The organism is Runella sp. R5_40 (assembly GCF_057652295.1).
Genome location: NZ_JBYFCH010000005.1, coordinates 167,143 through 192,214, shown reverse-complemented (window position 1 = coordinate 192,214; position 25,072 = coordinate 167,143). Strand labels below are relative to the sequence as shown.

Genomic DNA, 25,072 nt, shown 5'->3' with positions numbered 1-25,072 from the left:
TAATTTTTTTATGGCATTAGAACAAACATGGCGCTGGTACGGCCCTAAAGACCCTGTAAGTCTCTGGGACGTTCGTCAGGCGGGAGCAACAGGCGTGGTAAACGCATTGCACCACATTCCGAATGGCCAAGTGTGGACCATCGCTGAAATCGAAAAAAGAAAGGCTGAAATTGAAGCAGTAGGGCTGACGTGGTCAGTGGTAGAAAGTGTACCCGTTCACGAAGACATCAAAAAAGCGACGGGGAACTACAAACAATACATCGAAAACTACAAAGAAAGCTTGTCCAATTTGGCAGCTTGCGGCATAGACACTGTTTGTTATAATTTCATGCCTGTGTTGGATTGGACGCGTACCGATTTGGATTTTCGTTTACCCGACGGCTCAACAGCTTTGCGGTTTGATATGACGGAATTTTGTGCGTTTGAAACCTATATTTTGAAACGCCCCAATGCCGAGAAAAGCTATTCGGAAGCCCAATTACAGAAAGCAAAAAGCTGGATTGACCATGCTTCGGACGCCTCGGTTCAAAAACTAATCCGAAACATCATTGCGGGTTTGCCAGGAAGTGAAGAAAGTTTTACGGTAGAGGAGTTTGCCGAAGTGTTGAAGTCATACGACAACGTGGACGATACGGCACTTCGCACCAATTTATACAACTTTTTGAAAGAAATTACTCCCGTAGCTGAGGACGCAGGCGTATTGTTGGCCATTCACCCCGACGATCCCCCGTATCCGATTTTGGGTCTTCCTCGGGTGGTAAGTACCGAAGCCGATGCTCAGCAATTGTTGAAAGCCTACGAAAGCAAGCACAATGGTCTTTGTTTTTGTACGGGAAGTTACGGCGTGCGGGCTGACAACGATTTGGTAGGAATGGTCGAACGCATGGGGAATCGCATCAATTTTGTGCATTTACGGGCTACCACGCGCGATGCGGAAGGTAATTTTTATGAGGCAGATCACCTAACGGGCGACGTGGACATGTACGGCGTAATGAAGGCGTTGGTGACCGAACAACGACGTCGGATTGCCGAAAACCGTCCCGATTACCGTTTGCCTTTCCGTCCCGATCACGGGCACCGAATGTTGGATGATTTGAACCCCAATAAAAAAACAAACCCAGGCTATACGGCCATCGGTCGCCTTCGTGGGTTGGCGGAGCTTCGTGGGTTGGAATTGGGGATTGAAAGAAGTTTATAAGTTGTTGAAAAATGGAACACGGGTTTAATGAATTAAACAGATAACCACGGATTTTAAATCAGTGCAAATCCGTCTCATCCGTTAAATCCGCGTTCCATAAAACCTTGCACCTCTTTGAAAACCGATGCAGTTCCTATTCTAAACCCCTTTGAAATGGGGCAGCTCCATTTTGAGGAGCATTTGGCGTGGCAGTCGTTGTTTGCGCCAACGCATCACTATTTTCACATCAATCGTCTCGAAGATTACAAAGACATGATGCGCTTTCCTTTGCCGCCGCATCGAAAAGTGGTGTATGATTTTGTGTTTTTGACGGAAGGGCAAAGTGTGCGTAGCAAAGGATTAGATAGCTTCTCGTTTTCGGCCAATACTTTTTTCTTTTTACCCGCTTACCAAATCACCAGTCACAAGTCGATGAGTGCCGACGCGCGAGGGTTCTACTGTCACTTCGATCTTGATTTATTGACCAAAAATATCCACCACAAAGAAATTTTGCAGGATTTTCCTTTTCTTCAATTTATTGGAAATCCGTTGGTGTCTGTTGATGAAACAACGAGAGAAACCATCCTATTTTTGCTTCAACGCCTCGAAAAAGAGTACCAAAAGCCCGAAAAACCTGATTTTCGACTTGCACAATTGTATTTGTTGGCATTGATGACCGAAATTAAGCCCTTTGTCGTGGCGGATAAAAAGGTAAGAATCAACGCCGCATCGCAAATAACCGAGCGTTATAAAAATGCACTGGAGCAATTTATTTACCAAAAGCAAAAAATCACAGATTTTGCCGAAATTCTAGCCGTTACGCCCAATCACCTTAATAAATGTGTCAAGGCAACGACGGGTAAATCGGCGCATGAGCTGTTGGACGATATGCTTTTGTTGGAAGCCAAAGTGCTTCTAAAACAAACAACGTTGCCCATTGCTGACGTGGCGCTTCGTATAGGCAAAAGCGAACTAAGTGACTTTGGACGTTTTTTTAAGCAGAAAACAAGCTTTACCCCCAGCGAATACCGCAAAATGGATTGATGTGGATTCGTTTTTACCACATAGAACATAGTAGTTTTACACATAGAAAAACATAGATTCGCATTGTTTATTGGCCTATGTGTTTACCAACCAGCTCTTAACCAAAATTGATACAAAATGAAAAAAGCGTTCTTAATTGTTGCCGCTTTATTTTTGGGAGTAAGCCTCGAAAGCCAAGCACAACAAGTCATTCCGTTGTACGAGGGCAAAGCCCCAGGTTCTGAAAACTGGACGTGGTCGGAGCAAGAGTATTCAAACAATGGTTTCAAAACTCGTGTGGTTTATAACGTCGTGAAACCGACCTTAACGGTCTATTTACCCAAGCCCGAATTAGCCACGGGAACGGCCGTCATTGTAGCACCTGGCGGAGCGTTTCATATTTTATCCATTGATAATGAAGGTATTGATGTAGCAAAGTGGCTAAATTCCAAAGGAATTGCTGCGTTTGTGTTGAAATACCGTTTGGTGCGTAGCCTGACCGATAACCCTGTGGCGGAGTTGATGCCTAAAATGCAGGATTTTAAGAAACTGGATGAAATCAATGCTCCCGTGGTTGAGATGGCCGTGGCGGATGGTAAAAAAGCCATCGAGTACGTTCGGAGTCATGCCAAAGAGCTTGATATTTTGCCCAACCAAATCGGAATCATGGGATTTTCAGCAGGAGGAGCCTTGACTTTAGGGGTGGGACTGAGTTACACGGCTGCCAATCGCCCCGATTTTATTGCTCCGATTTACCCTAAAACCGATATTTTTGGTCCGCTTAAAGTCCCGGCCGACGCGCCGCCCGCGTGGATTTGTGCCGCTTCCGACGACCAATTGGGCTTTGCTCCGCACGCAACGGCATTGTACGACGCTTGGATTGGCGCAAAAAAAATCGCAGAATTACACATGTATCAAAAAGGAGGACACGGTTTTGGCATGAATAAACAAAAAATACCGACCGATACGTGGTACGAGCGTTTTGGGGAATGGATGAAATTGCAGGGTTTATTGAAAAAACTACGCCTATCTGCCTTGGAATTGAACTATTCGGAAGAGCAGATTGCGAATTTTGAACGCAACGATTGGGCTAATTTCAGTCGCTACAGTGAGGCCAACAAAAAGTTGTCCCCTCCCAAAGAGGGAGAAAATCGCGTCGTATTTTTGGGAAACTCCATTACACAAGGTTGGGTGAGCAAACAACCCGATTTTTTTGCCAAAGGCAACTACATCGGTCGTGGTATCAGCGGACAAACTTCTCCCCAAGCGCTGCTGCGTTTTCGCCCTGATGTGGTGGACTTGAAGCCTAAAGTGGTGGTAATCAACATTGGTATCAATGATATTGCCGAAAACACAGGGCCGTATAACCCCGATTTTACGTTAGGAAACATTGCGTCGATGGTCGAAATTGCCAAAGCCAACGGCATCAAAGTTGTGTTGGCGTCGGTACATCCTGCGTTTGAATTTCCGTGGCGGAAGGATATCAGTGACGTTCCCAATAAAATTATTCGCTTCAACGAACGCCTCAAGCAGTACGCTCAGTCGCAAGGAGTTGTTTACCTCGATTACCACAGTGCCATGAAGGACAGCCGCAATGGCATGGCTCCTGACATTGCCGAAGACGGCGTTCACCCAACCCTGAAAGGATACCAAATAATGGCACCACTGGCCGAAGCAGCAATTGCCAAAGCGCTGAAATAAATTAATGTGCAGGAGGTTTCTCAAAACCTCCTTAAATAAGCCTCGGTAGAGGCATAACGTTTGTAGTTAACGTGCAGGAGGTTTCTCAAAACCTCCTTAAATAAGCCTCGGCAGAGGCATAACGTTTGTAGTTAACGTGCAGGAGGTTTCTTAAAACCTCCTTAAATAAGCCTCGGTAGAGGCATAACGTTTGTAGCTCTCGGTAGAGGCGCAACGTTTGTAGCCCTCGGTAGAGGCGTAACATTTGTACCTAACGTGTAGGAGGTTTCTCAAAACCTCCTTTTTTTGTGTAAAGGCATAAAAATTGATATAAAATCAGGAATATTAGAAGACTAGATTTGAAAATGGATTGATTTTGTAGAATAGTTGCGTCTTTTAGATTAACAACTGCTGCGTAAAATATTGAAACTTTGCATTGAAAAATAGGACTATATAAAGCGATATTCAACTTTAAAAACATACGTTAGTGGCAAAGAATCCGCATTTCCTTTCGCAAATGGCCCACATAGAGGTGCTAACAACAGACCTTGAAAAGTCGGTCTATTTCTTCCGAGATGTTGTTGGCATGGACGAGACAGGGCGTGACGAAAATTCAGTGTACCTCCGTGCTTGGGGTGATTATTTTCATCATACGTTAAAATTAACCCAAAGTGAGCAATCGGGTTTGGGGCACATTGGATGGCGGGCCGATAGCGCCGAAGCGCTGGAAGAATGTGTAGCGCATTTGGAACGCTTAGGTGCGGGCAGAGGCTGGGTAGATGGGGATTTAGGCCACGGGAAAGCGTATCGTTTTCAGTCGCCCGATGGGCATACCCACGAGGTATTTTGGGACGTAGTGTGGCTTCGTGAAACGGGCGAGCGCGGCAGTGTCTATGCCGACCGTTATGCAAGCAATCGAATGAAAGGAGCGAACCCTCGCCGCTTTGACCACGTAACCTACATGGTAGCCAAAGGTAAGTATGCCGCTGAAAAGGCATTTTGGCAAACATTTGGACTCAAAAACCCCGACGAAATACGAATCGCAGATGAAATACCACCTGTCGGTGGATTGTGGACCATTGGAAACCTCTCGCATGACATTGCCGTCTTTACTGACCCTAATATCGGTGAAAATGAGGCCGTTTTGAACCACATTTGTTGGAACGTCGATAGCCGTGAAGAGGTACTTCTGGCATTGGATTATTTCATCGAAAAAGGCTTCAAGAGTGTGATGGGAGCACCCACGCGTCACAAGGCTGACGAAGGCTTCTTTATTTACATCCAAGACCCAGGCAGCGGGGTTTTATTTGAATACTATGCTTGCGCGCGTTTGGTGTTTGCGCCTGACCATCAGGATGTTCACTACCTAAAAGATAACCCGAACGACGCGTGGGGAAGCGTGAATCCATTTGCCGAAATGGCCAAAGGGAAAAAACTCGGCCTCACCGATGGACAAGTTAAACCAGTTGATATTTAATGTAGTGATAAGTGATGAGAGTTAAGAGATAAGTGTTTCTTAGCCCTCATCTCTTATAACCCATCTCTCATAACTCATCACTCAAAATGTGGCATTATTTTCCTGGGCAGTATATGCCCTCATATCAAGTCAATCGTGCATTAACTCAGGCCCATTACGGGGGTGGAGAGTTTGCCGAAATTTTGGAAGTAGCAAGTGAAATCGACCCACTCGACCGCGAGAGTTTTAACCGTGCTTGGGTGAAAATGGGCGATAAAGTCTATGACAAAGCAGAAGCTTATGCACAGGCCAATCAGCGCGTGTCGGCGCGACGTACCTACTTGCGGGCGTTCAATTACTTACGTACGGCTGAGTTTTTTATGACTCTACACGACGAACGTAAAATTCCTTATTACCTCAAATGCCGCGATGCCTTTATCAAAGCCATTGATTTGTTCGATGAACGACCAATAACGGTTGATATTCCGTTTGAAGGCTCAACACTTCCTGCCTACCTTTTTAAACCAGTTGGCGTCGCAAATCCGCCAGTAGTGGTCATGTTTGGTGGGTTGGACAGTTTGGCCGAAGAGCTTTACTTCGGAATTGCCCAACACCTTAATGAACGCGGAATAGCCATGATGGCCGTCGATGGCCCTGGACAAGGAGCGGCTTTGCGCTTGAATCACATTCATACCCGCTATGACTATAATGTGGCTGGGACGGCAGTATTGGACTATATTATTGAAAATCTCGGCGAGCATGTCGATACCGCTCGGGTAGGGGTTGGGGCTGTTTCGATGGGGGGCTACATGACGGCACGCTGTGCGGCTTTTGAGCCTCGTTTTAAAGTGTGTATGATTTTTGGCGCGGTTTGGTCGTACTACGACATCTGGAAAAACCGTCCAGACAATCACCCATTGGCCGAAATCGTACAACATATCGTAGGAGCCGACAACATGACCGAAGCCCGCGAGCGTCTTAAATACTTTACCTTAGAAGGTGTTGCCGAAAAAATTCAATGCCCAACTTACATTCTCCACGGCGAAGACGACCGCCAGAATTTTGTGGAAAATGCCTACAAAGTAAACGACGCCTTGACTTGCGAACACGTGATGGAAATCGTGCCGAAAGAAGAAAGTGGCTCTGCTCACTGCTCCGTGGACGATTTTACCAAGACTTTTAATATGTACGATTGGATTGAGAAGAAGATAAAAGAATAATCGAGTGTAGTACGTCATGGAGCAAGGTACATTCCGATTTCAATAAGGTTAGCTCGAAGAATAACTCGTTCTGTTTGATTGAAATGCAAAATGATAACAGTTGCTTTGCCAATTTCGGTAACGCCTACGATTTCGCCATTAATCAGTTGGAAATGTTCATGCCAAGCGTCGGTTCGAGGATTGAAAAAACGGATAAGCTGTTCACTGTCAACAATAAAGGTAGCTACATCACTGCCCTTGTTTTGGTTGCAGTGAGGGCAAGTGAAAGCGAGATTGTCAATAGTTGTTTTTCCACCATGTTTTTGACTACGAATATGATCAATGTGAAAAGTGGTAGCGAGAAAGAACTCTGGTATGAGACAGTATTCACACTTAAAACCAGCACGAAGTGATACTTCTTTACGTAGTCTTTCAGAAATTCTGGTAGTCACGATTGCTGTAAATGTTTATAGGCACGAGCTTTTGCTAAACCGATAAGGAGGTCGTATGTGAGGTATTTCTCCAATTCTTCGGCCTCTTCTTGAGAAAGAGACGTATTCTTTTTCTTTTCAATCAACTGCTCGATTCTCTTTTGGATGGTGGGCGAAAATTTAAAATGGAGAATCTGTGCAGGCATAGCATCTGCAATAAGGGTTGCAAGTTGGTCTTGTGCTGAAATAGATGCAGTCATGTGCAATCAGGTTTTTAGTAAAGATAACAAAGTATATCATAAAAATAAAGGTTATGATACAACAAATAAAAAAAGGAATTACGTACGCCGAAAGTAAAGAAGCAGATCGTAAAGTGCGTGCTTTGGTAGAGGAAATGCTCGAAAATGTGGCGCAAAATGGTGACAAGGCCGTACGTGAGTATTCGACAAAGCTTGATCATTGGTCGCCCGAAAGTTTCCGACTTTCGGACGAAACGATTGAGGAAATTGTCGCGTCGTTGCCCGAACAAGTGATTCAAGACATTACGTTTGCACAAACCCAAATCCGAAATTTCGCCCAAATCCAGCGTGAATCTATGCGTGATGTGGAGGTCGAAACCCTTCCTGGGGTGATTTTGGGACACAAAAATATTCCCGTCAATTCAGTAGGTTGTTACGTGCCAGGTGGGCGCTACCCGATGGTAGCCTCAGCGCACATGAGCGTACTTACGGCCAAAGTTGCGGGGGTGAAGCGCGTGATTGCGTGTACGCCACCCATCAAAGGTGAAATCCCCGCCGCTACTGTTGCAGCGATGTACATGGCAGGTGCTGATGAAATTTACCTCCTAGGGGGCGTTCAGGCCATTGCTATGATGGCGTTGGGGACGGAAACCGTAAAGCCCGTTGATATGCTCGTAGGCCCAGGAAACGCCTACGTGGCCGAGGCCAAACGGCAATTGTTTGGAAAAGTAGGAATTGACCTTTTTGCGGGTCCTACCGAAACCTTGGTGATTGCCGATGATACCACGGATGTCGAAACCTGCGCCACCGATTTGCTCGGACAGGCAGAGCATGGGCCTACGTCGCCTGCGGTATTGTTAACCACGAGCAAAACCATCGCCGAAAGCATCGAAGCCGAAATTCAACGCCAATTGGCCGTTTTACCGACGGCCGATATTGCGAGTGTTTCGTGGCGAGATTACGGACAAGTCATTTTGTGCGACACCGTGGATGAACTGGTGGCCGAAGCCGACCGCATTGCTAGTGAACACGTACAAGTAATGACTGAAAATCCACGGTATTTCTTGGACAAAATGACCAACTACGGCGGGTTGTTTTTAGGCGATAAAACTAACGTTGCGTATGGCGATAAAGTCATTGGCACCAATCATACATTACCTACCAAAGAAGCAGCTCGTTACACAGGCGGACTCTGGGTAGGCAAGTTCCTCAAAACTTGTACCTACCAAGAGGTTCGTACTCCAGAAGCCAGCGCATTGATTGGAGAATATTGCTCCCGACTTTGCGCCATCGAAAACTTCTGGGGCCACAAAGAACAAGCGGACTTACGGGTGAGAAAATATACGAGCGATAAGTGATGAGAGCGAAGTGATAAATAAAAGTTTACGAGGTTTAAAAGTAAATAGTATGGACAAAGAAAACTCATCACTAAACTCTCATCGCTCATCTCTCAAAGTTGTTCTCGTCACAGGCGGTGCAGGGGAAATCGGCTCGGCCATTTGTAAAAAGTTTGCTGAAAATGGCTACTCAGTCATTGCCACGTACAATAGCAATTCTGCCAAAGCTGAGAGGCTACTAGCTGAGTTGAATGTAATTTCTGAGTCTAAAACTCAACACTCATCGTTCATCACTCATCACTCAATTTTCCACGCCCCAACCACCGATGCTCAAAAAGTAGAGGAGTTGAAGGCATTTGTGGCCGAAAAGTATGGAAAATTAGATGTCTTGGTTAATAATGCAGGCATTACAACCCCCGTACCGCACGATGATTTGGAAGGCTTGACCGACGAATGGATTGATAAAATCATGCAGACAAATTTCCGAGGTTCGTTTGCCATGTGCAGAGCGATGAAAGAACTATTAGAAAACTCATCACTCATCGCTGAGCACTCATCGTTAATAGTCAACATCTCCTCCATTGCTGGTATTTACGGCATCGGTAGCAATGTGGCGTATTGTGCCTCCAAAGCGGCAATTGATTCCATGACGCGTTCGTTGGCGCGCGTGTTGGCACCCAAAATCAGGGTAGTATCGGTGTCGCCAGGATTTGTGGAAGGGGAATACACCAAAAATTTTGACCAACAATTCCTGCAAAACCAGCGAGATAACACGCCATTGGGGCGTTTTGCAACGGGGAACGACATAGCGCAGGCTGTGTTTGCCTTGGCGACCTCACTTGCATTTACCACGGGTACGATTCTGACCGTTGATGGCGGTCGATTATTGAAATAAATTCTTACAAAATGAAAATAATAGACCTTTCAGTAACTATTTCAGAAAAGATAAAAGAGCCGCTCCCAACCAAAATCGTCTATGAAGACCACAAAGAAGGGGCAAAAAAAATGGGTGGCAAACTCTTTGAAGGCTTGACCGATGTGTTTATCGACGGTAACGGCCCTGCGGGTGAATTTTTGACCGTAACGAGTCATTGTGGTACGCACGTCGATGCACCTTACCATTATTTTCCGACTTCTGAGGGAAAACCAGCCCGCACGATTGATGAAATGCCGTTAGAATGGTTTTTTCAAGATGGCGTTGTCCTTGATTTTACCGATAAACCCGACGGCTATATGTTTGAGCCAGAGGATTTACAAGAGAAATTAGAGGCTATCGGCTATAAACTGAAACCATTAGATATTGTCTTGATTCGTTGTGATGCGGATAAGCGTATTCATGACGATGATTTTGTGAAAATTCACGTGGGAGCATCGGCAAAAGCCACGCACTGGCTTATTGACCAAGGCATTAAAGTAATGGGTACCGACGGTTGGGGTTGGGATATTCCATTGCATATTCAAGCAGCAGATTTCAGGGAGAATCCTCGTCCAGGCATTATCTGGCAAGCGCACTATGTAGGTATCGAAAAAGAATACTGCCAAATCGAAAAACTGGCAAATCTTGATCAATTACCTCCTTTTGGTTTCAAAGTGGCTTGTTTCCCTGCCAAAATCGAAAAAGCAAGCGCTGGCTGGACGAGGGCGGTAGCGATTTTGGAAGATTAGTGAAAAACGATGAGTAAAATTCATTTGTAGGTTTTTCAAGCGTAATCAATCGTCAATCGAATCAATCCTAAACCGTAAATTAAAATACCGTGGTAAAAAAAATATTGGTAGTCGGAGCTGGCATCGGAGGACAGTCAGTGGCGATCGGTCTTAAAAAAGCAGGTTTTGAAATAGACGTTGTCGAAATCCATAAAGAATTTAACGTTTATGGTGTGGGCATTATTCAGCAGGCCAACGCCCTTCGTGCGTTAGACGCCATTGGAGTAGCCGACGAGGCCATGCGGAGAGGCTCACCTTATGGAAAAGTAAAACTTTGTTTGCCTCACGGCAACTCGCCGTTTGGCGTTCAGATTGGCGAAGCAGGAACGCCACCGATTGGTCGTTTTCCAAGCCATAATGGTATCTCTCGCCGAATCTTACACGATGTGCTTTTTGAAGAAGCTCAAAAAGTAGGCTTGAAATACGGCATGGGAGTGACTGTTGAGTCCATTGATAATCAGCCTGATGCTGCTAAGGTAACGTTTACGGATGGTACTTCTGCTACCTACGATGTTGTCATCGCCGCCGACGGAGTCAACTCAAAAGTACGCAAGCTCATTTTTGGCGAGTTCAAATCTACTTACGTAGGTTTGTCGGTGTGGCGCTATGCCTTTAAGCGTCCTGCGAGTTTGGATACGGGGTATATTTTCTTTAATAAAAAACACAAGCTGGGAGTCATTCCAATGACGGCTGAGTTGTGTTATATTTTCCTTAATTCGGCGGAGGGAGACAATCCAATTATCCCTGAAGACCAATTGGTTGAGAAGTTGAAAAGCTACATGTCGGCTTATCCGATTCCGATGGTGCAAGAGCTTATCCCTCAAGTAACAGACCCTACATTGGTCAATTATCGCACGCTTGAAACCCTCAAAATGCCAGCGCCTTGGTACAAAAACCGAGTCGTAGTGTTGGGAGATGCCGCGCATACGACGATTCCGCAATTGGGGTCTGGAGCGGCGTTAGCCATCGAAGATGCCGTGGTTTTGATTGAAGAATTGCAAAAGGAAGGTTCAGTTGAAGAAGTCTTTGAACGATACATGACCCGCCGCTATAATCGCTGCAAAATGGTGGTGGATGTTTCGGAAACCTTGGGGGCTTGGGAATTGCTCGAATACAATGACCAACCACTACCTGAAGGGGCAAACATGGGAATGCTTATGGGAAAAACAGGCATGGCGTTGACTCAGGAAATTTAGTTAATGGTTACTTACTATTAGTAAATCAGTTTTAAAGAGAAGTTTTAAATGCCATTGGTACTGTAAGCAAGCAATAACCAGTTTACCAATAAACCAACAACCCAAATGAAACTAATCACATTTTTAAATAAAAGCCAAGAATCACGCATTGGCTGGCTTGTGGGAGAAAAGGTAGTAGATATGCAGTTGGCGAGTTCTCAATTACCGACGGATATGCTCACTTTTATAGATAACCACGAAATTTATTTCGAAATTATTCAATCGTTAGGCGATGTAGCACCGCATTATTCGTTGGCTGATGTGCAACTTTTAGCACCGCTACCCAATCCACGAAGTTTTCGGGATTATATTGGGTTTGAGATGCACATGCAAAACGCTTCTCGCTCGTTTGGGCATAAAATTGGCCCTGCTTGGTACGATATGCCAATTTTTTATTTTACCAATCACCAAGCCATTTATGGCCCTGAGGCCGAAATCAAACGTCCAACCAAGGAGACGAAGCTCGATATTGAGTTAGAAATGGCCTGTATCATTGGCAAGAAAGGAAAAGACATCAAAGCGGCTGATGCTCGTCCGTATATTTTTGGTTATACGATTTTCAACGATTGGACGGCGAGAGCAATCCAAAAAGTAGAGATGGAGATTCCGTTGGGGCCGCACAAAGGCAAAGATTTCGCCAATGCGATTGGCCCTTGCATCGTCACAGCCGATGAAATGGAGCAATACCGCGTTCCGTTTGACCCCACGGTTTTTCAAGAACCCATCAGCGTACCAAAAGTGGCAGGTGATAGACTGAACTTGAACATGACGTCTCGTATCAACGGTCAGACGGTGTGTGAAGGAAATTACAAAACATCGTACTATAATTTCGAGCAAATGATTGAGCGCGCTTCCGAAAACAACGTAACCCTCATGCCAGGCGATATTCTTGGTTCTGGTACACTCGGTTGGGGAAGTTTGATTGAAAACAATTTTACGGTTCATCGCTCCCTCGAACCTGGCGATGTCGTAGAACTGGAAATTGAAGGTATTGGTATTTTGAGAAATAAAGTAGTGGCCTAATCGCGCACAACTGATTGATTTTGCATAAACTTCCTCTTTTTTTGCCCATTTTTCTTGCTCATGTTAAATTAGCTTTGTGTAATTATATATTGAAATAATGCCAAAGTTTAACTCTTATAAAAAGCAATGAAAAAAATAACGTTTACCTTTTTTACTCTTGCAGTTACCACTGCTGTTTTTGCTCAATTTCCGCAGCGAACGCCAACCCCCAATGATACCTTACAATCGGTGAGGCAACTGGCCGATGGTAAAGTGAAACTCAGTATTTATGCCCCCAAAGCTTCGGAAGTAACGGTTTCTGGCGATTTTCCAAACGGTTTTCCTGCCGCTAAACTGCAAAAAGACGAAGTAGGAGTGTGGTCGTTTACGACGGCAACGCGCGTATCCCCTAATGTCTATACGTACGATTTTAACGTGGACGGATTAAAGGTATTTGACCCAAAAAATGCCCAGTACAAAGAATCGAACAGCGGTGTGTCAAACCTTTTTGAAGTAAAGGGGCCTGAAAATGATTTCCAAACGCTCAAAGACGTACCGCACGGAAAAATTGAAAAAGTGCTGTACAAATCAACGGCTTTAGAGGGAGCTTCGCGCCGTTTGCACGTGTATTTACCCCCCAACTACGACGAAATTAGCAAGAAAGAAAAACTGCCCGTGTTGTATTTATTTCACGGCGGTGGGGACAATGATGCTTCTTGGACGACGATAGGGCGGGCCAATTTGATTTTGGACAACCTCTACGCCCAAGGAAAACTCAAACCAATGATTGTGGTGATGCCCGCAGGACACACGCACATCCAAGGCTTTTTTATGGGGGCAGGTGCGCAGCAAGACCCTTTCTGCCGTGACATGGTTCAAGACGTGATTCCTTTTGTGGAAAAAACGTATCCAGTTTCCAACAAACGCGAACACCGTGCCATTGCAGGGCTTTCGATGGGAGGCATTCAGGCCATTAATTTAGCCCTTTGGCATCCCGATTTGTTTTCGCAAGTTTTTCCGATGAGTACGGGCTATTTTCCCAATGCCATTGCGGAAATCAAAGAAAAATACGGCGAGGTGATGCGTAACAAATCCATTAATTCTTTCAAAAACTTTAAGATTTATATGGGAGGTGAAGCCGACATCGCGTACCAAAATAACCTAAATATGATGAAGATGTTCGACGAGTTTGGCATCAAATATACCTATGAAAACGGCGGGGGAGCGCATACTTTTTTGGCTTGGCGTCAAAATCTAAAAGACTTCGCACCGCTGTTGTTTAAATGATAAATAAGGCTAAACAAATCACTACGATGAACTTGGCCGTCCTACCTCATAGGCTCCCGTTCCTATGAGGTTTTTTTATACCCGAAATCACCCTAAAACCTATTCTCGATGAACACTCCAACTGAACAAGGTATTTCCAAGACGTCCAAAAAAGGATTATTTACCTACGAAAACGGCATCGTCTTAGTGATGGCGCTGACCTTCGGTTGTCTTTTCTTTGACCGCCTCGCGCTTAATTTTTTAATGCCCTATGTGGCCAAAGACCTTCAACTCAACAACACCCAAATCGGCCTTTTGGCAGGGGCATTGTCGTTGGCATGGGCTTTTTCGAGTTTTTGCTCTACCGCTTGGGCCGAAACGAACAACAAAAAGAAAGCCGTTTTTGTCATTGCCGTTTTTGTATTTTCGATTTGCTCCTTTGGCTCAGGCTTGGCCACTTCGTTCGTAACCTTGCTTTTGGCTCGGCTACTCATGGGGTTAGCCGAAGGGCCTGTTATTCCATTGGCGCAAAATTTTGTTGAGCGCGAGTCTTCACCGCACCGCCTTGGTGTGAATGCTGGAATTTTACAAGGAATGGGTTCGGCACTGTTTGGGTCTATTTTAGCGCCCGTGGTTTTAGTGCAAATTGCCGAAAACGTGGGTTGGCGCAATGCCTTTTACATTGCAGGGGCGCCAGGGTTACTTTTGGGACTAATTGCATGGGTATATGTCAAAAAATCAACCGCAGAAAGTACACACATCAAAGAAACGTCCACGCTCAATCTTTCCGAGTTACTACAATACAATAACGTTAAATGGGGCATTCCTGTGGCCTGTTGTGTGTTTGGTTGGTGGTTTGCTACGCTACCCTTTATTTCCAATTATTTCGTCAATGCCCAAGGCATGAGTGCCGACGAAATGGGGAAAACGATGGGGTTATTAGGGGTTTCAGGGTTGTTTTCTTCCATTCTTGTCCCTGGCCTTTCGGATAAAATAGGGCGAAAAAAAGTGATTCTATTTTTCTGTGGGGTAGGGGCTTGTTACCCTTTTGCCGTCTATTTCTTAGCTGGTTCGGGGGCGCATTTGCCCGTTATGTTTCTTACCTATTTTATGATGGGGCTCATTCCTTTGGTCGCGGCTGTGGTGCCTTCTGAAGCAGTCCCCGAACATCTCAAAGCCAAAGCCATCGGGTTGATAACTGGCATTGCCGAAATTGTGGGGGGCGTGCTCGTTCCTGCTTTGGCGGGTTTACTTTCTGACGCTGTTGACCCCTCTGCGTTCTTGTGGATTGCGGCAAGTTTGGCATTAGCAGGACTTGCTTTTGCAACGAAACTGAAATAGAAATAACGCAAGTTTATTATTGTCTAAAATTAAGACAATATCAGGTAAGTACAGGATGATTTCTGTATAAAAGAAATATTTTTTTGTACTTATAGTAGCAAAAATGCTTCTCGTATTCAAAATATCTTAGTACTTGCCTACAATTATGCTTCGACATTCCGTCATTCTGAAATTAAAACCCTCATTAGGTGCTGACGAGCAACGCGCTTTTTTCAAAGCAGTTGATTCTCTCGCTACGCTTCCAAATGTTCAAAAGTTTGAGGTGTTGAAACAGATAAGCCCTAAAAACAAATTTGAGTACGGGATTTCAATGGAGTTTGCGACTCAAGAACACTATGATTTTTATACAAATCATCCAGAACACGAGGCTTTTATCCAGAATTTTTGGCTAACATCTGTGGACGATTTCTTGGAAATAGATTATCAAAAAATAAGCTACTAAGTGTGCCTCCTTGAGATAAACATGGCGATAATCAACTAATACACAGTGATATGAAAGGTATGTTTCAATGTCCAAAGAGTAACATTATAAAATTGACAATACTTCTGATGTATTGTTTCTCAATCGTATCATACGCTCAAAGTAAAGCAACCTCGGTCGATTGGAAACTAGGGGTGGCGCTTTATACCTTTAGTACTGCATCATTTCCCGACCAACTGGCCTACGCCGACAGTGCTTCCTTGAAGTATGTGGAAGGGTTTGTGTTTGCCAAAGCAGGAAAAGAACTCCAAGACTCGGCGTTATTTCGGCTTTCACCGTCGGGGCTTCAGCATTTGAAAAAGCAGGTAGCTGATAAAGGGCTTAAAATGGAGTCGATTTACATCATTGGAGGTAAAACAGTAGCCGATTGGAAACGAGATTTTGACATAGCCAAAGCCTTTGGTGTCAAATACGTGACGGCCGAACCACCCCGAAATTTGTGGAACAGCGTGGATAGTTTGGCGGGTGCTTATGGGGTAAAAGTGGCTTTGCACAACCACTGGAAAGGAAACAGTATCTATTGGCATCCCGACTCGCTATTAGCAGCGTTGGAAGGACATCCCAACTTCGCGGCTTGTCCCGATTTGGGGCATTATCCAAAATCAGGAATAAATCCAATTCTAGCCTTGAAAAAACTGCAAGGTAAAATCATTGGCATTCACCTAAAAGACATCGCGGAATATAACAATAACAAACTCCAAGATGTGCCTGTAGGAACGGGAGTAATCGACTTTCCAGCGGTTTTTGACGAATTGAAGAGCCAAAACTACAAGGGATATATCATGATTGAACGCGATACCAAAGAGAAGCCGTCGAACCTTTCCTCGGTGAAGCAGACGGTCAATTTTTATTATAAAACGCTAGCCATCCCCCGCTGAGGTAGGTAGCTAGTGTGCGCCCTTTTTTACCAACAACTCTAATTGAATGAGAATGAAAGCGAAAATTCAAGCTGTTGTAGCCTTGCTACTCGTGTCGAGTGTAGGAGGTTATGCCCAAGACCAAACTCAATTTCAAACACCGCCCAGCTCGGCTAAGCCGCGTGTTTGGTGGCATTGGATGAACGGAAATATCTCCAAAGAAGGCATCCAAAAAGACTTAGAATGGATGCAACGCGTGGGTATCGGCGGGTTTCAAAACTTTGATGCCAACTTGTTTACGCCCGTCGTAGTGCCCAAGAAGCTTGTCTTTATGACACCCGACTGGAAAGATGCTTTTAAGTTTACTACGCAATTGGCCGACCAAAAAGGGCTCGAAATGGCCATTGCAGGTTCGCCAGGCTGGAGTGTGACGGGCGGCCCGTGGGTAAAGCCCGAAGATGCCATGAAAAAATACGTTTGGACCGAAACTCGGATTGAGGGAGGAAAACCATTTTCAGGGAAATTGCCCCGACCTTCGGATATAACGGGAAAATACCAAAATGTTGAAATAGGAGCAGGAGGACTCACGGGGGGATTTGTGGGTGAAAAACCTAAATTTTACCAAGATGCGTTGGTGATTGCGTACCGACTGCCCAATTCGGAAAAAACGCTGACTGAATTAGCGCCTAAAGTGAGTTCGAGCGGAGGAGGTTTTGCGCTGAAAGAACTGACAGATACTGATTTAAGTAAGGCTACGTTGTTGCCTCCAATGGCGGTAGGGCAAGAGATGTGGCTTCAGTACGAATTTGAAACCCCACAAATGTTTAAAGCATTTTCTTTGGCAGGCGCCAACGAGGGTGCATTGTCAGAGTTTCGGGGAAATCCTGAAAACCGAACGTTGAAAGTAAGCGACGACGGTGTGAATTTTCGTGAAATTGCCAAAGTGTCAGGAAGTACCGTTCCTTACAACACCGTAGCCATTGCTCCGACCACGGCGAAATATTGGCGGATGTGTTGGAAAACCCTTGCGCCTGCTCCCAATATGTTTGCTGCCATGGCAGGTCGTCCTGCCGAAGAGCCTAAACCTGAAGGGGTTCACGTGGCCGAGTTTGTGTTGCACAGCAATAGCCGCATCGACCAGTTGGAAGATAAAGCGGGTTTTACACCTTGGAAAGAGAGTAGCCCCTCAAGCAGCCCCCTAAGCCCCAATGGGGGGATTGAAACCATTCCCACCTCAGATGTTATTGATTTAACATCTTTGATGCAACCTGATGGTACACTCAATTGGGAAGCCCCCATTGGGAGTTGGGGAGTGATTCGTCTCGGTTATTCACTTACAGGACGTCAAAATCACCCAGCGTCGCCCGAAGCGACTGGTTTAGAGGTAGATAAATTGGATAAAGAGGCCGTTCGTCGTTACATCAATACCTATTTGGACATGTACAAAGACGCCACGGGAGGATTGATGGGGGCTAAAGGTCTCAATTACATGGTGTTGGACAGCTACGAAGCGGGACACATGAACTGGACCAAAAGTTTTCTTGACGAGTTCAAAAACCGCCGTGGGTATGACCTTCGCCAGTGGGTGCCTGTCTTGACGGGCAGAATCGTGGCATCGTTGGAGGCAAGTGAGAAATTTCTGTGGGATTTTCGTAAAACGATTGGTGAGCTGATTGCCGAAAACCACTACGATGTGATTGGAGAAGAATTGAAGAAACGCGGCATGAAACGTTATACCGAAAGCCATGAAAATGGACGGATTTATTTGGCCGACGGCATGGACGTAAAACGCAACTCAGACATTCCAATGTCGGCCATGTGGACGCCAGGGAGCTTGGCGGGTGGAAACGACGAGGAAGTGCGGAGCGAGGCAGATATTCGTGAATCGGCTTCGGTTGCCAATATTTATGGAAAACCCATCGTGGCGGCAGAATCAATGACGTCGGTGGGGAAACCTTTTCAAGAATATCCTGAAAAATTGAAACGTACTGCTGATTTAGAAATGGCGTCGGGTTTGAACCGATTTGTGATTCACACATCCGTTCACCAACCGCTTGATGATAAAAAACCAGGGTTTTCGCTTGGGCCATTTGGACAATATTTTACCCGCCAAGAGACGTGGGCCGAAGCAGGAGGCAAAGCATGGATGTCGTACTTGGGGCGTAGTTGTTATTTACTTCAACAAGGCCGCAACGTCGCGGATATTTTATACTATTATGGCGAAAACAACAACGTGACGTGGATTAGTCGTGAAAAATTGCCCTCAATTCCAGTGGGTTATGAATTTGATTATGTCAATTCTTCCGCACTTATAAATGCCTTTAAGGCTCAAAATGGTAAACTCGTGGCGCAAAGTGGTAATACGTACAGCCTGTTGGTACTGGATGAATCGGCAAAACTGATGACCTTGCCTGTTTTGAAAAAAATTCGTGATTTGGTCAAAGCAGGGGTAAAAGTAGTCGGTGAAAAGCCGCTAAAGTCGCCAAGTTTGTCCGATAATGAGGGTGAATTTCAGTCGATTGTTAATGAAATTTGGTCAAATCCAAACGTCAATGTAGAGACAGGGCATGCCCTGTCTCTACGCCTACCAAAACCCGACGTAATTATTTCAAATACCCCCAATAAAATCCTGTATCGCCACCGACAGGTTCAAGAAACCGATATTTATTGGTTAAATAACCGTAGCGACAACCCTACCAATGCCGAAGTGAGTTTTCGGGTAACGGGCAAAGTACCAGAAATATGGAACCCACAAACGGGCAAAGTCGAAAAAGTAAGTTACCAAATGAAGGATGGACGCACGATTGTTCCATTGAAATTTGAATCATGGGATGCGTTTTTTGTTGTTTTCAAAGACAAAGCCACGGCCAATAACTACGCCAAGGCTGCTACTAAAGAAATGCCCTTGAGCCAAATGTCAGGCGCATGGAAAGTAAGCATTGCAGGTAAAAGCGCAACGATGGATAAACTGACTTCTTGGAGTGAAAATACCGATGTTGACATCAAATATTTCTCAGGTACTGCCACGTACAACAATAATTTCCAAATAAATACCCCCATTGGGCGGTCTGCCGATGCGGGCAAGGGGGCTGTTATTCTTGATTTGGGCGATGTTAAAAATATCGCGGAGGTGATTGTGAATGGTAAAAACGTAGGAACCGTTTGGAAAAAGCCGTTTAAAATCGACATTACTTCGGCGGTGAAAGAAGGCGATAATAGCCTTCAAATCAATGTTACCAATAGCTGGGTCAACCGCCTTGTGGGGGATGCACAGCCCGAGGTCAAGCAAAAAACAACCTTCACAACCATGCCATTTTACCGAAAAGATTCCCCATTGCTTCCTTCAGGGTTAGTAGGAGAGGTGAAGGTATGGCAAGTGAAATAATAGAAACAATGAACGAAAAGTAAGAGGCGGGGCAACCCGCCTTTTATATTGGAAAAAAGTTTGCCAAACCTGCCTGAATATGAACTTGTCGCGCTTAACCCTTTGCTTTTTACTACTGATACAAACGGGGCTTGCCTTTGGCCAGAAACCCAACTCGATGATTAAATTTTTTCCGCAGGGCACGGTTTTGCACGGAAATATTCCTTACAACAATGATACGTTGTCTAAGCACTTGCTGGACATTTATTTGCCCCCAACCCCCAAAAATAAAATGCCGTTGGTGGTTTGGGTTCATGGTGGTGGATGGTTGGTCAACGACAAATATGCCGACATGGGCTACATGAAAAGCACCATTTCGGAGCTTCTCAACAGCGGATTTGCGTTGGCGTCCATTGATTATCGTTTTGCCTCGCAAGCTGTTTTTCCCGCACTTATTCAGGACTGCAACCGTGCTATTTCATTTTTGTACGACAATGCCGCTCAATATGGGTACGACAAAAGTCGCATAGCCTTGATGGGTTTTTCGGCGGGAGGGCATTTGGCTTCGTTGATGGCTTTGTCCAAAAACAATAAAATAGAATCGTTTTTTATGCCAAACACTTCTAAAGCGTTTACGTTTAAAGCGGTGGTTGATTTTTATGGGCCTTCCGATTTGACTTCGCTTAATTCGAGTGAAAACCCAAAGGCCAACGAAGGAGTATTGCTAGGGGCGGCGCCCATTGACCGTCCCGATTTGGCCAAAATTGCCAGTCCAGTTACGTATGTTGACAAAAATGACCCGCCTTTTTTAATCATCCACGGCGAAAAAGACGAAAGTGTGCCCAATCGGCAATCAAAATTGCTGAACGGTTGGTTGAAATCCGTGGGCGTTCAAAGCGATTTAATCATTGTCAAAGACGCCCCGCATTTTGGGGTGATGTTTGATGCCCCCGAAATTCGTTCTCGAATCCTGAGCTTTTTAAAAGAAACCCTAAAACCATGAAGTTTGTCAGAAAATCTTGCTTGTTTGCGCTGATTTTGGTTCATTATCAGGTATTAGCGCAGTTGAGTGTCTCAAAGTTGACTTGCGAATACATGGACAATCCTTCGGTGGTGGATGAAAAACAGCCGAGGTTGTCGTGGGTAAATCTTGCCCAAAACAACGAAAGAGGCCAAAAACAAACGGCTTACCAAATTCGGGTAGCTACCAGCCGAACGGCGCTCGCCACGCCCGATTTGTGGGATAGCGGCAAAATCAGCAGTGAGGTTTCTCATCGGGTGCGTTATGCAGGAAAAGCCTTGGCATCGCGCGACAATTGTTTTTGGCAAATTCGGGTATGGGATAAAAATGGTAAGCCATCGGCTTGGAGTTCGGTAGGGCAGTGGCGGATGGGTTTGTTGAACCCCACCGACTGGAAAGCCGAGTGGATTGGAGCGCCTTGGCAAGGAGAGGAGGCACTTCCAAAACCTCCAGGAGGACCCAATGAACGCACCAAACTCTTGCCACCACCCGCACCTTTGTTGCGTAAAAACCTGACAATTACCAAGAAACTCAAACAAGCAGTCGTATATACGACGGGGTTGGGGTATTTTGAGATGTATGCCAATGGCGAAAAAGTTTCTGACGATTTATTGGTTCCTAATCAAACCAATTACGACAAACGACCGTCGTTGCCCAAAGCTTACATTTCGCTGCCCGACGAATTTCGCGATTACCAAGTGATGTACCTAGCTTACGATTTGACCCATCTTTTAAAACAGGGAAAAAACGCCATTGGAGCTATTCTTGGCAATGGGTTTTATAACGCACCTAAATTTTGGACGGCGTCGTACGGCTCGCCCCGATTTATTGCGCAGCTGCACCTGACCTACCAAGATGGGAGCGAAGAGGTGATTGTGTCGGATACTTCGTGGAAAGCAGCCAAATCGGCCATTCAATCTGACTTGGTATTTGACGGGGAAATATACGATTCGCGCGAAGAGCAGCCCGATTGGTGCCAGCCGACCTTCGATGACTCGCGCTGGGCATCGGCCATCAAACGCCGCACACCTCACGGTCGCTTGGTTGCGCACACGTCACCTACCGATAGGATTACCAAAGTATTACAGCCAATTTCGGTTCAAAAACTGCCGAATGGAAATTACAAGGTAAATTTTGCCGAAGAAATATCGGGTTGGGTGCGGCTCAAAAACGTATCTGCGCCTGCGGGTCATTCCATCAAAATGACGTTCAATGCCAACGTTTATTCGGGAGAAAATACCTTTATTTTCAACGGTAAAAAGTCCCAAACCTACGCGCCTCGGTTCAATTGGTTTGTATTTAGCGGGGTCGAAATCAGCAATTGGTACGGCGAACTCAAACCCGAACACATCCAAGCCGAGGCCGTTAACACAGACGTGAAGGAAAACGCCGTTTTTGAAACCTCCAATGTGCTGTTTAATCAAATTAACCACATTTGGCGGCGTAGCCAAATGGACAATATGCACGGTGGTATCGCCTCCGATTGTCCACACCGCGAACGTTCTCCCTATACAGGCGACGCGCAAGTGGCTTGCCATACCGTCATGCACAATTTTGACGCCCGGGCTTTTTACAAAAAATGGCTCAACGACATGCTTTCGGCACAAATCCCCGCCACGGGCTACATTCCCAACGGCGCACCTTGGCAACCTGGGTGCGGTGGAGGCGTGGCATGGGGCGCGGCCATCCACGTGATTCCTTGGGAGTTTTACCAACACTACGGCGATGTCGAGCTATTGAAGGAAAATTACGAAGGGATGACGGGCTACATGAAGTACATGAAAACGTGGGTCAACGACGAAGGAATCATGTTTTCGCAACGGACGGGCAACGACGGGAAACCCTTGCAGTGGTGGAATTTGGGCGACTGGGCAGGACTGAAAGGAAAACTCCCACCCGATGCGCTCGTGCATACCTTTTATTATTGGTTGTGCGCGGACATTACGGCCAAAACGGCTCAAATTTTGGGGAAACCTCAGGAGGCATCAGCCTACCGAACCATTGCCGAAAACACCAAAAAGGTATTTGTTTCAAAATTTTATGACGCTCAAAAAGGAACCTTTGGAAAGTATGGTGCGAATATTTTTGCCCTTAAAATGGGACTGGAAGGGGCGCAATACAAAGCCGTTGTCGCTTCGCTGAAAAACGACATTGCGGAAGCTGATGGGCATCTTGATACGGGTATTTTTGGCACGCGTTACTTTTTTGAAGTATTGGCCGAAAATGGGCTGAATGACTTGGCTTACAACGCCCTGAACAAGAAAACGTTTCCAAGCTTTGGGCATTGGATTGAGCTAGGAAGTACCACCACCCGTGAGTTTTGGGACGAAGACGGTTCGCACAATCACCCCATGTACGGAGGAGGGTTAAGTTGGTTGTATCGACACTTAGCAGGCATGAAAACCGACGAAAAAGCAACGGGGTATAAGCACATTGTATTTCAACCCATGCCCGTGAAAGAACTGGCCTTTGCCAAGTATTCGACAGAGTCCAACTTTGGAAAAGCGGGAATCGAATGGCGTCAAAACAACGGTTTTGAAATGTTGCTGGACGTGCCCGTTGGAAGCACAGCTACGGTACATTTTCCCAACGGAGCTAATCGTAAAATTACCGAAAACAACCTCGATATCACCCGCCTCAAGTCTGTCTCTAACCTTCGTGTCGAAGGCGATGACGTGGTGTTTGATCTGGAAAGCGGTACGTATCATTTCAAAGCGAAGTGATTGGAAAGAGGTGGGGCTAACTAATACTATTTGAAGCCCCACCGCAGTAGCCAAAATGGCCTTGCCCGCTCCTAAAGCCGCCGAACTACTTTACTGGTAAAAATCTTGAAGTGTAATTTCATGGTCTATTAAATGTCCATCGTATTGGATAGACTGTAAACCTGATTTTGTAATGAATGTTAAAAAAACGGTTTTTTTAGTGCCTGATTGCCATTTGAAGTTTTCTAGCCGTTCCTGTAGTTGATTGCCATATTGCTTGTTGATGATGAGGGGCTTATCGGCGTATTTTATCTCGCAAATATTGATACACTGGTCATTTCTGTCAATGATTAAATCAATTTGAGCCCCCTCGAAACGACCCTGAGGTTTCAGAGAATAGCTGTATTGGTTAGAAACAATGCCTGATATGCCAAGTTTTTGCTTGATTTTGTGAATATGCTTGAAACAGAAATTTTCAAAAGCATAGCCTTGCCAAGCTTTGAATGCTTGGCTTTGGCTTATCGCATTAAAATTGGTGTTTTTAGCCCCTTCTACAAATCGTAAATAAAAAATAGAAAATTCATCCCACAAGCGATATCGTTTTTCCTTCTTTTTGTTTCCCAATGGTAAGGAAACCATTAAAAAGCCTGATACCTCTAATTCTTCTAAAATTTTGGTCAAAGTACCACCTGAGGGAACCCCACTGAGTTTGACGATTTCGCTTTGAGTAACTCCCTGCCATTTGGAGAAGCAGGCTTTAATTACAGCCATGTAATGGTTAGGGTTACTAAATAAGGCAGCATACAAATTTTGAAACTCATATTTTAAGGGAGCTTTGTCTTCAAAACACAGTTTACCAACGACTTGCGGGACTGATAATCCTTTTTCGACTAATTTCAAATAATAAGGTATTCCACCCAAAGCCATATACAATTCTGTAATTTGAGGCTCATTGAACTTGATTCCCCGCTCTTTTAAAAATAATTGGGTTTCTTGGCAAGTAAATGGATGTAAGTAAATCGTACGGGTAACTCGGTTGTGTAATCCCCCCTTGTTCTGAATGAGGTGAGTGACCATCCAAGAAGTGGCTGAACCACAAACAGCCACAACGACATTGTTTTTGGAAGCCCAGCTATTCCAAAAATAGCCAAATGCTTTCAAGAAATCAGACTTAGGCCCTGCAATCCAAGGTAATTCATCAATAAAAATAACGGGTTTTTTGTTTAGTTTTATACTTGATAGTGAGGTGATTAGTAGCTGAAATGCTTCCAGCCAATTGTCTATTTTTGCAGGGATTAACTCTTTTCCAAAAGTATTTCTTAATTCAAAAAGAAAGCTATTAAGGTGCTCTTTGCGACTACCGTTTTGGATGCCAACAAACTCAAACACGATGTTTTGTTTGTAAGTTTCCCTTATCAAAAAAGTTTTACCTACTCGCCTTCTTCCAACTACGGCCACCATTTCGGCTTCTTTTGAAGCTAAAAGTTGACCCATAATAGCGATTTCTTCCGTGCGTCCTATCATCATTTTTGTTTTATAGCCAGCGAAATGTGTAAC

At 45.1% G+C, this 25,072-nt stretch carries 20 protein-coding genes; 17 read left to right on the top strand and 3 right to left on the bottom strand.

All coding sequences use genetic code 11. From position 1 onward, the window contains the following. The first annotated feature begins 10 nt into the window (after positions 1 to 10). The 5 genes from uxuA to AC23N5_RS12010 all read left to right on the top strand — a co-directional run bounded on the left by uxuA (position 11) and on the right by AC23N5_RS12010 (position 6,556). The gene (gene uxuA / locus AC23N5_RS12030) at positions 11 to 1,198 is read left to right on the top strand and encodes a mannonate dehydratase (protein ID WP_487755772.1); all 1,188 of its coding nucleotides are present in this window, start codon (positions 11 to 13) and stop codon (positions 1,196 to 1,198) included. 114 nt (positions 1,199 to 1,312) lie between these two features. Next, positions 1,313 to 2,221, top strand: coding sequence for a helix-turn-helix domain-containing protein (locus AC23N5_RS12025; protein ID WP_183976117.1), 909 nt, complete (start codon positions 1,313 to 1,315; stop codon positions 2,219 to 2,221). Positions 2,222 to 2,338: 117 nt separating this feature from the next. Next, the gene (locus AC23N5_RS12020; protein WP_487755771.1) at positions 2,339 to 3,901 is read left to right on the top strand and encodes a GDSL-type esterase/lipase family protein; all 1,563 of its coding nucleotides are present in this window, start codon (positions 2,339 to 2,341) and stop codon (positions 3,899 to 3,901) included. Between the two features lie 466 nt (positions 3,902 to 4,367). Beyond that, entirely contained in the window at positions 4,368 to 5,357 is a 990-nt protein-coding gene (locus AC23N5_RS12015) for a VOC family protein (RefSeq protein WP_487755770.1), read from the top strand. A 113-nt stretch (positions 5,358 to 5,470) separates the two neighbouring features. Beyond that, positions 5,471 to 6,556 carry an alpha/beta hydrolase family protein gene (locus AC23N5_RS12010; protein ID WP_487755769.1) on the top strand — a complete coding sequence of 362 codons (1,086 nt, stop codon included), beginning with the start codon at positions 5,471 to 5,473 and terminating at the stop codon, positions 6,554 to 6,556. A 14-nt stretch (positions 6,557 to 6,570) separates the two neighbouring features. On the opposite strand, the gene AC23N5_RS12005 is transcribed toward AC23N5_RS12010, so the two are convergent. Next, on the bottom strand, positions 6,571 to 6,987 hold the full coding sequence (locus AC23N5_RS12005) for an HNH endonuclease (RefSeq protein WP_487755768.1): 417 nt from the start codon (positions 6,985 to 6,987) through the stop codon (positions 6,571 to 6,573). Further along, positions 6,984 to 7,226, bottom strand: coding sequence for a hypothetical protein (locus AC23N5_RS12000; protein WP_487755767.1), 243 nt, complete (start codon positions 7,224 to 7,226; stop codon positions 6,984 to 6,986). Before AC23N5_RS12000 ends, AC23N5_RS12005 begins: the two co-directional genes overlap by 4 nt. A gap of 53 nt (positions 7,227 to 7,279) precedes the next feature. Here AC23N5_RS12000 and hisD point away from each other — a divergent pair, with 53 nt between their 5' ends. From hisD to AC23N5_RS11940, 12 genes are all read left to right on the top strand, one after another. Further along, the gene (gene hisD, locus AC23N5_RS11995) at positions 7,280 to 8,563 is read left to right on the top strand and encodes a histidinol dehydrogenase (RefSeq protein WP_487755766.1); all 1,284 of its coding nucleotides are present in this window, start codon (positions 7,280 to 7,282) and stop codon (positions 8,561 to 8,563) included. A gap of 49 nt (positions 8,564 to 8,612) precedes the next feature. Next, positions 8,613 to 9,437, top strand: coding sequence for an SDR family NAD(P)-dependent oxidoreductase (locus AC23N5_RS11990; protein ID WP_487755765.1), 825 nt, complete (start codon positions 8,613 to 8,615; stop codon positions 9,435 to 9,437). Between the two features lie 11 nt (positions 9,438 to 9,448). Beyond that, entirely contained in the window at positions 9,449 to 10,207 is a 759-nt protein-coding gene (locus tag AC23N5_RS11985) for a cyclase family protein (RefSeq protein WP_487755764.1), read from the top strand. Between the two features lie 89 nt (positions 10,208 to 10,296). Then, a complete protein-coding gene (locus AC23N5_RS11980) occupies positions 10,297 to 11,442 on the top strand; it encodes an FAD-dependent monooxygenase (protein WP_487755763.1) in 1,146 nt (381 codons plus the stop codon). Between the two features lie 105 nt (positions 11,443 to 11,547). Next, positions 11,548 to 12,504, top strand: a complete 957-nt coding sequence (locus AC23N5_RS11975) for a fumarylacetoacetate hydrolase family protein (RefSeq protein WP_487755762.1) — start codon at positions 11,548 to 11,550, stop codon at positions 12,502 to 12,504. A gap of 126 nt (positions 12,505 to 12,630) precedes the next feature. Then, positions 12,631 to 13,770, top strand: coding sequence for an esterase (locus tag AC23N5_RS11970; protein ID WP_487755761.1), 1,140 nt, complete (start codon positions 12,631 to 12,633; stop codon positions 13,768 to 13,770). A gap of 108 nt (positions 13,771 to 13,878) precedes the next feature. Next, positions 13,879 to 15,090, top strand: coding sequence for an MFS transporter (locus tag AC23N5_RS11965; protein ID WP_487755760.1), 1,212 nt, complete (start codon positions 13,879 to 13,881; stop codon positions 15,088 to 15,090). 145 nt (positions 15,091 to 15,235) lie between these two features. Next, entirely contained in the window at positions 15,236 to 15,532 is a 297-nt protein-coding gene (locus tag AC23N5_RS11960; RefSeq protein WP_487755759.1) for a Dabb family protein, read from the top strand. Between the two features lie 107 nt (positions 15,533 to 15,639). Next, positions 15,640 to 16,449 (top strand): sugar phosphate isomerase/epimerase family protein, encoded by an 810-nt coding sequence (locus tag AC23N5_RS11955; protein ID WP_487755758.1) that lies wholly within the window; start codon positions 15,640 to 15,642, stop codon positions 16,447 to 16,449. A 46-nt stretch (positions 16,450 to 16,495) separates the two neighbouring features. Continuing rightward, on the top strand, positions 16,496 to 19,813 hold the full coding sequence (locus AC23N5_RS11950) for a glycosyl hydrolase (RefSeq protein ID WP_487755757.1): 3,318 nt from the start codon (positions 16,496 to 16,498) through the stop codon (positions 19,811 to 19,813). A 157-nt stretch (positions 19,814 to 19,970) separates the two neighbouring features. Then, a complete protein-coding gene (locus tag AC23N5_RS11945; RefSeq protein ID WP_487755756.1) occupies positions 19,971 to 20,795 on the top strand; it encodes an alpha/beta hydrolase fold domain-containing protein in 825 nt (274 codons plus the stop codon). Beyond that, positions 20,792 to 23,536 (top strand): family 78 glycoside hydrolase catalytic domain, encoded by a 2,745-nt coding sequence (locus AC23N5_RS11940; RefSeq protein ID WP_487755755.1) that lies wholly within the window; start codon positions 20,792 to 20,794, stop codon positions 23,534 to 23,536. The genes AC23N5_RS11945 and AC23N5_RS11940 overlap by 4 nt, the downstream gene beginning before the upstream one ends. A gap of 90 nt (positions 23,537 to 23,626) precedes the next feature. Here the strand turns inward: AC23N5_RS11940 and AC23N5_RS11935 are convergent, their stop codons facing one another. Beyond that, a complete protein-coding gene (locus AC23N5_RS11935) occupies positions 23,627 to 25,042 on the bottom strand; it encodes an AAA family ATPase (RefSeq protein ID WP_487755754.1) in 1,416 nt (471 codons plus the stop codon). Between the last annotated feature and the right edge of the window lie 30 nt (positions 25,043 to 25,072).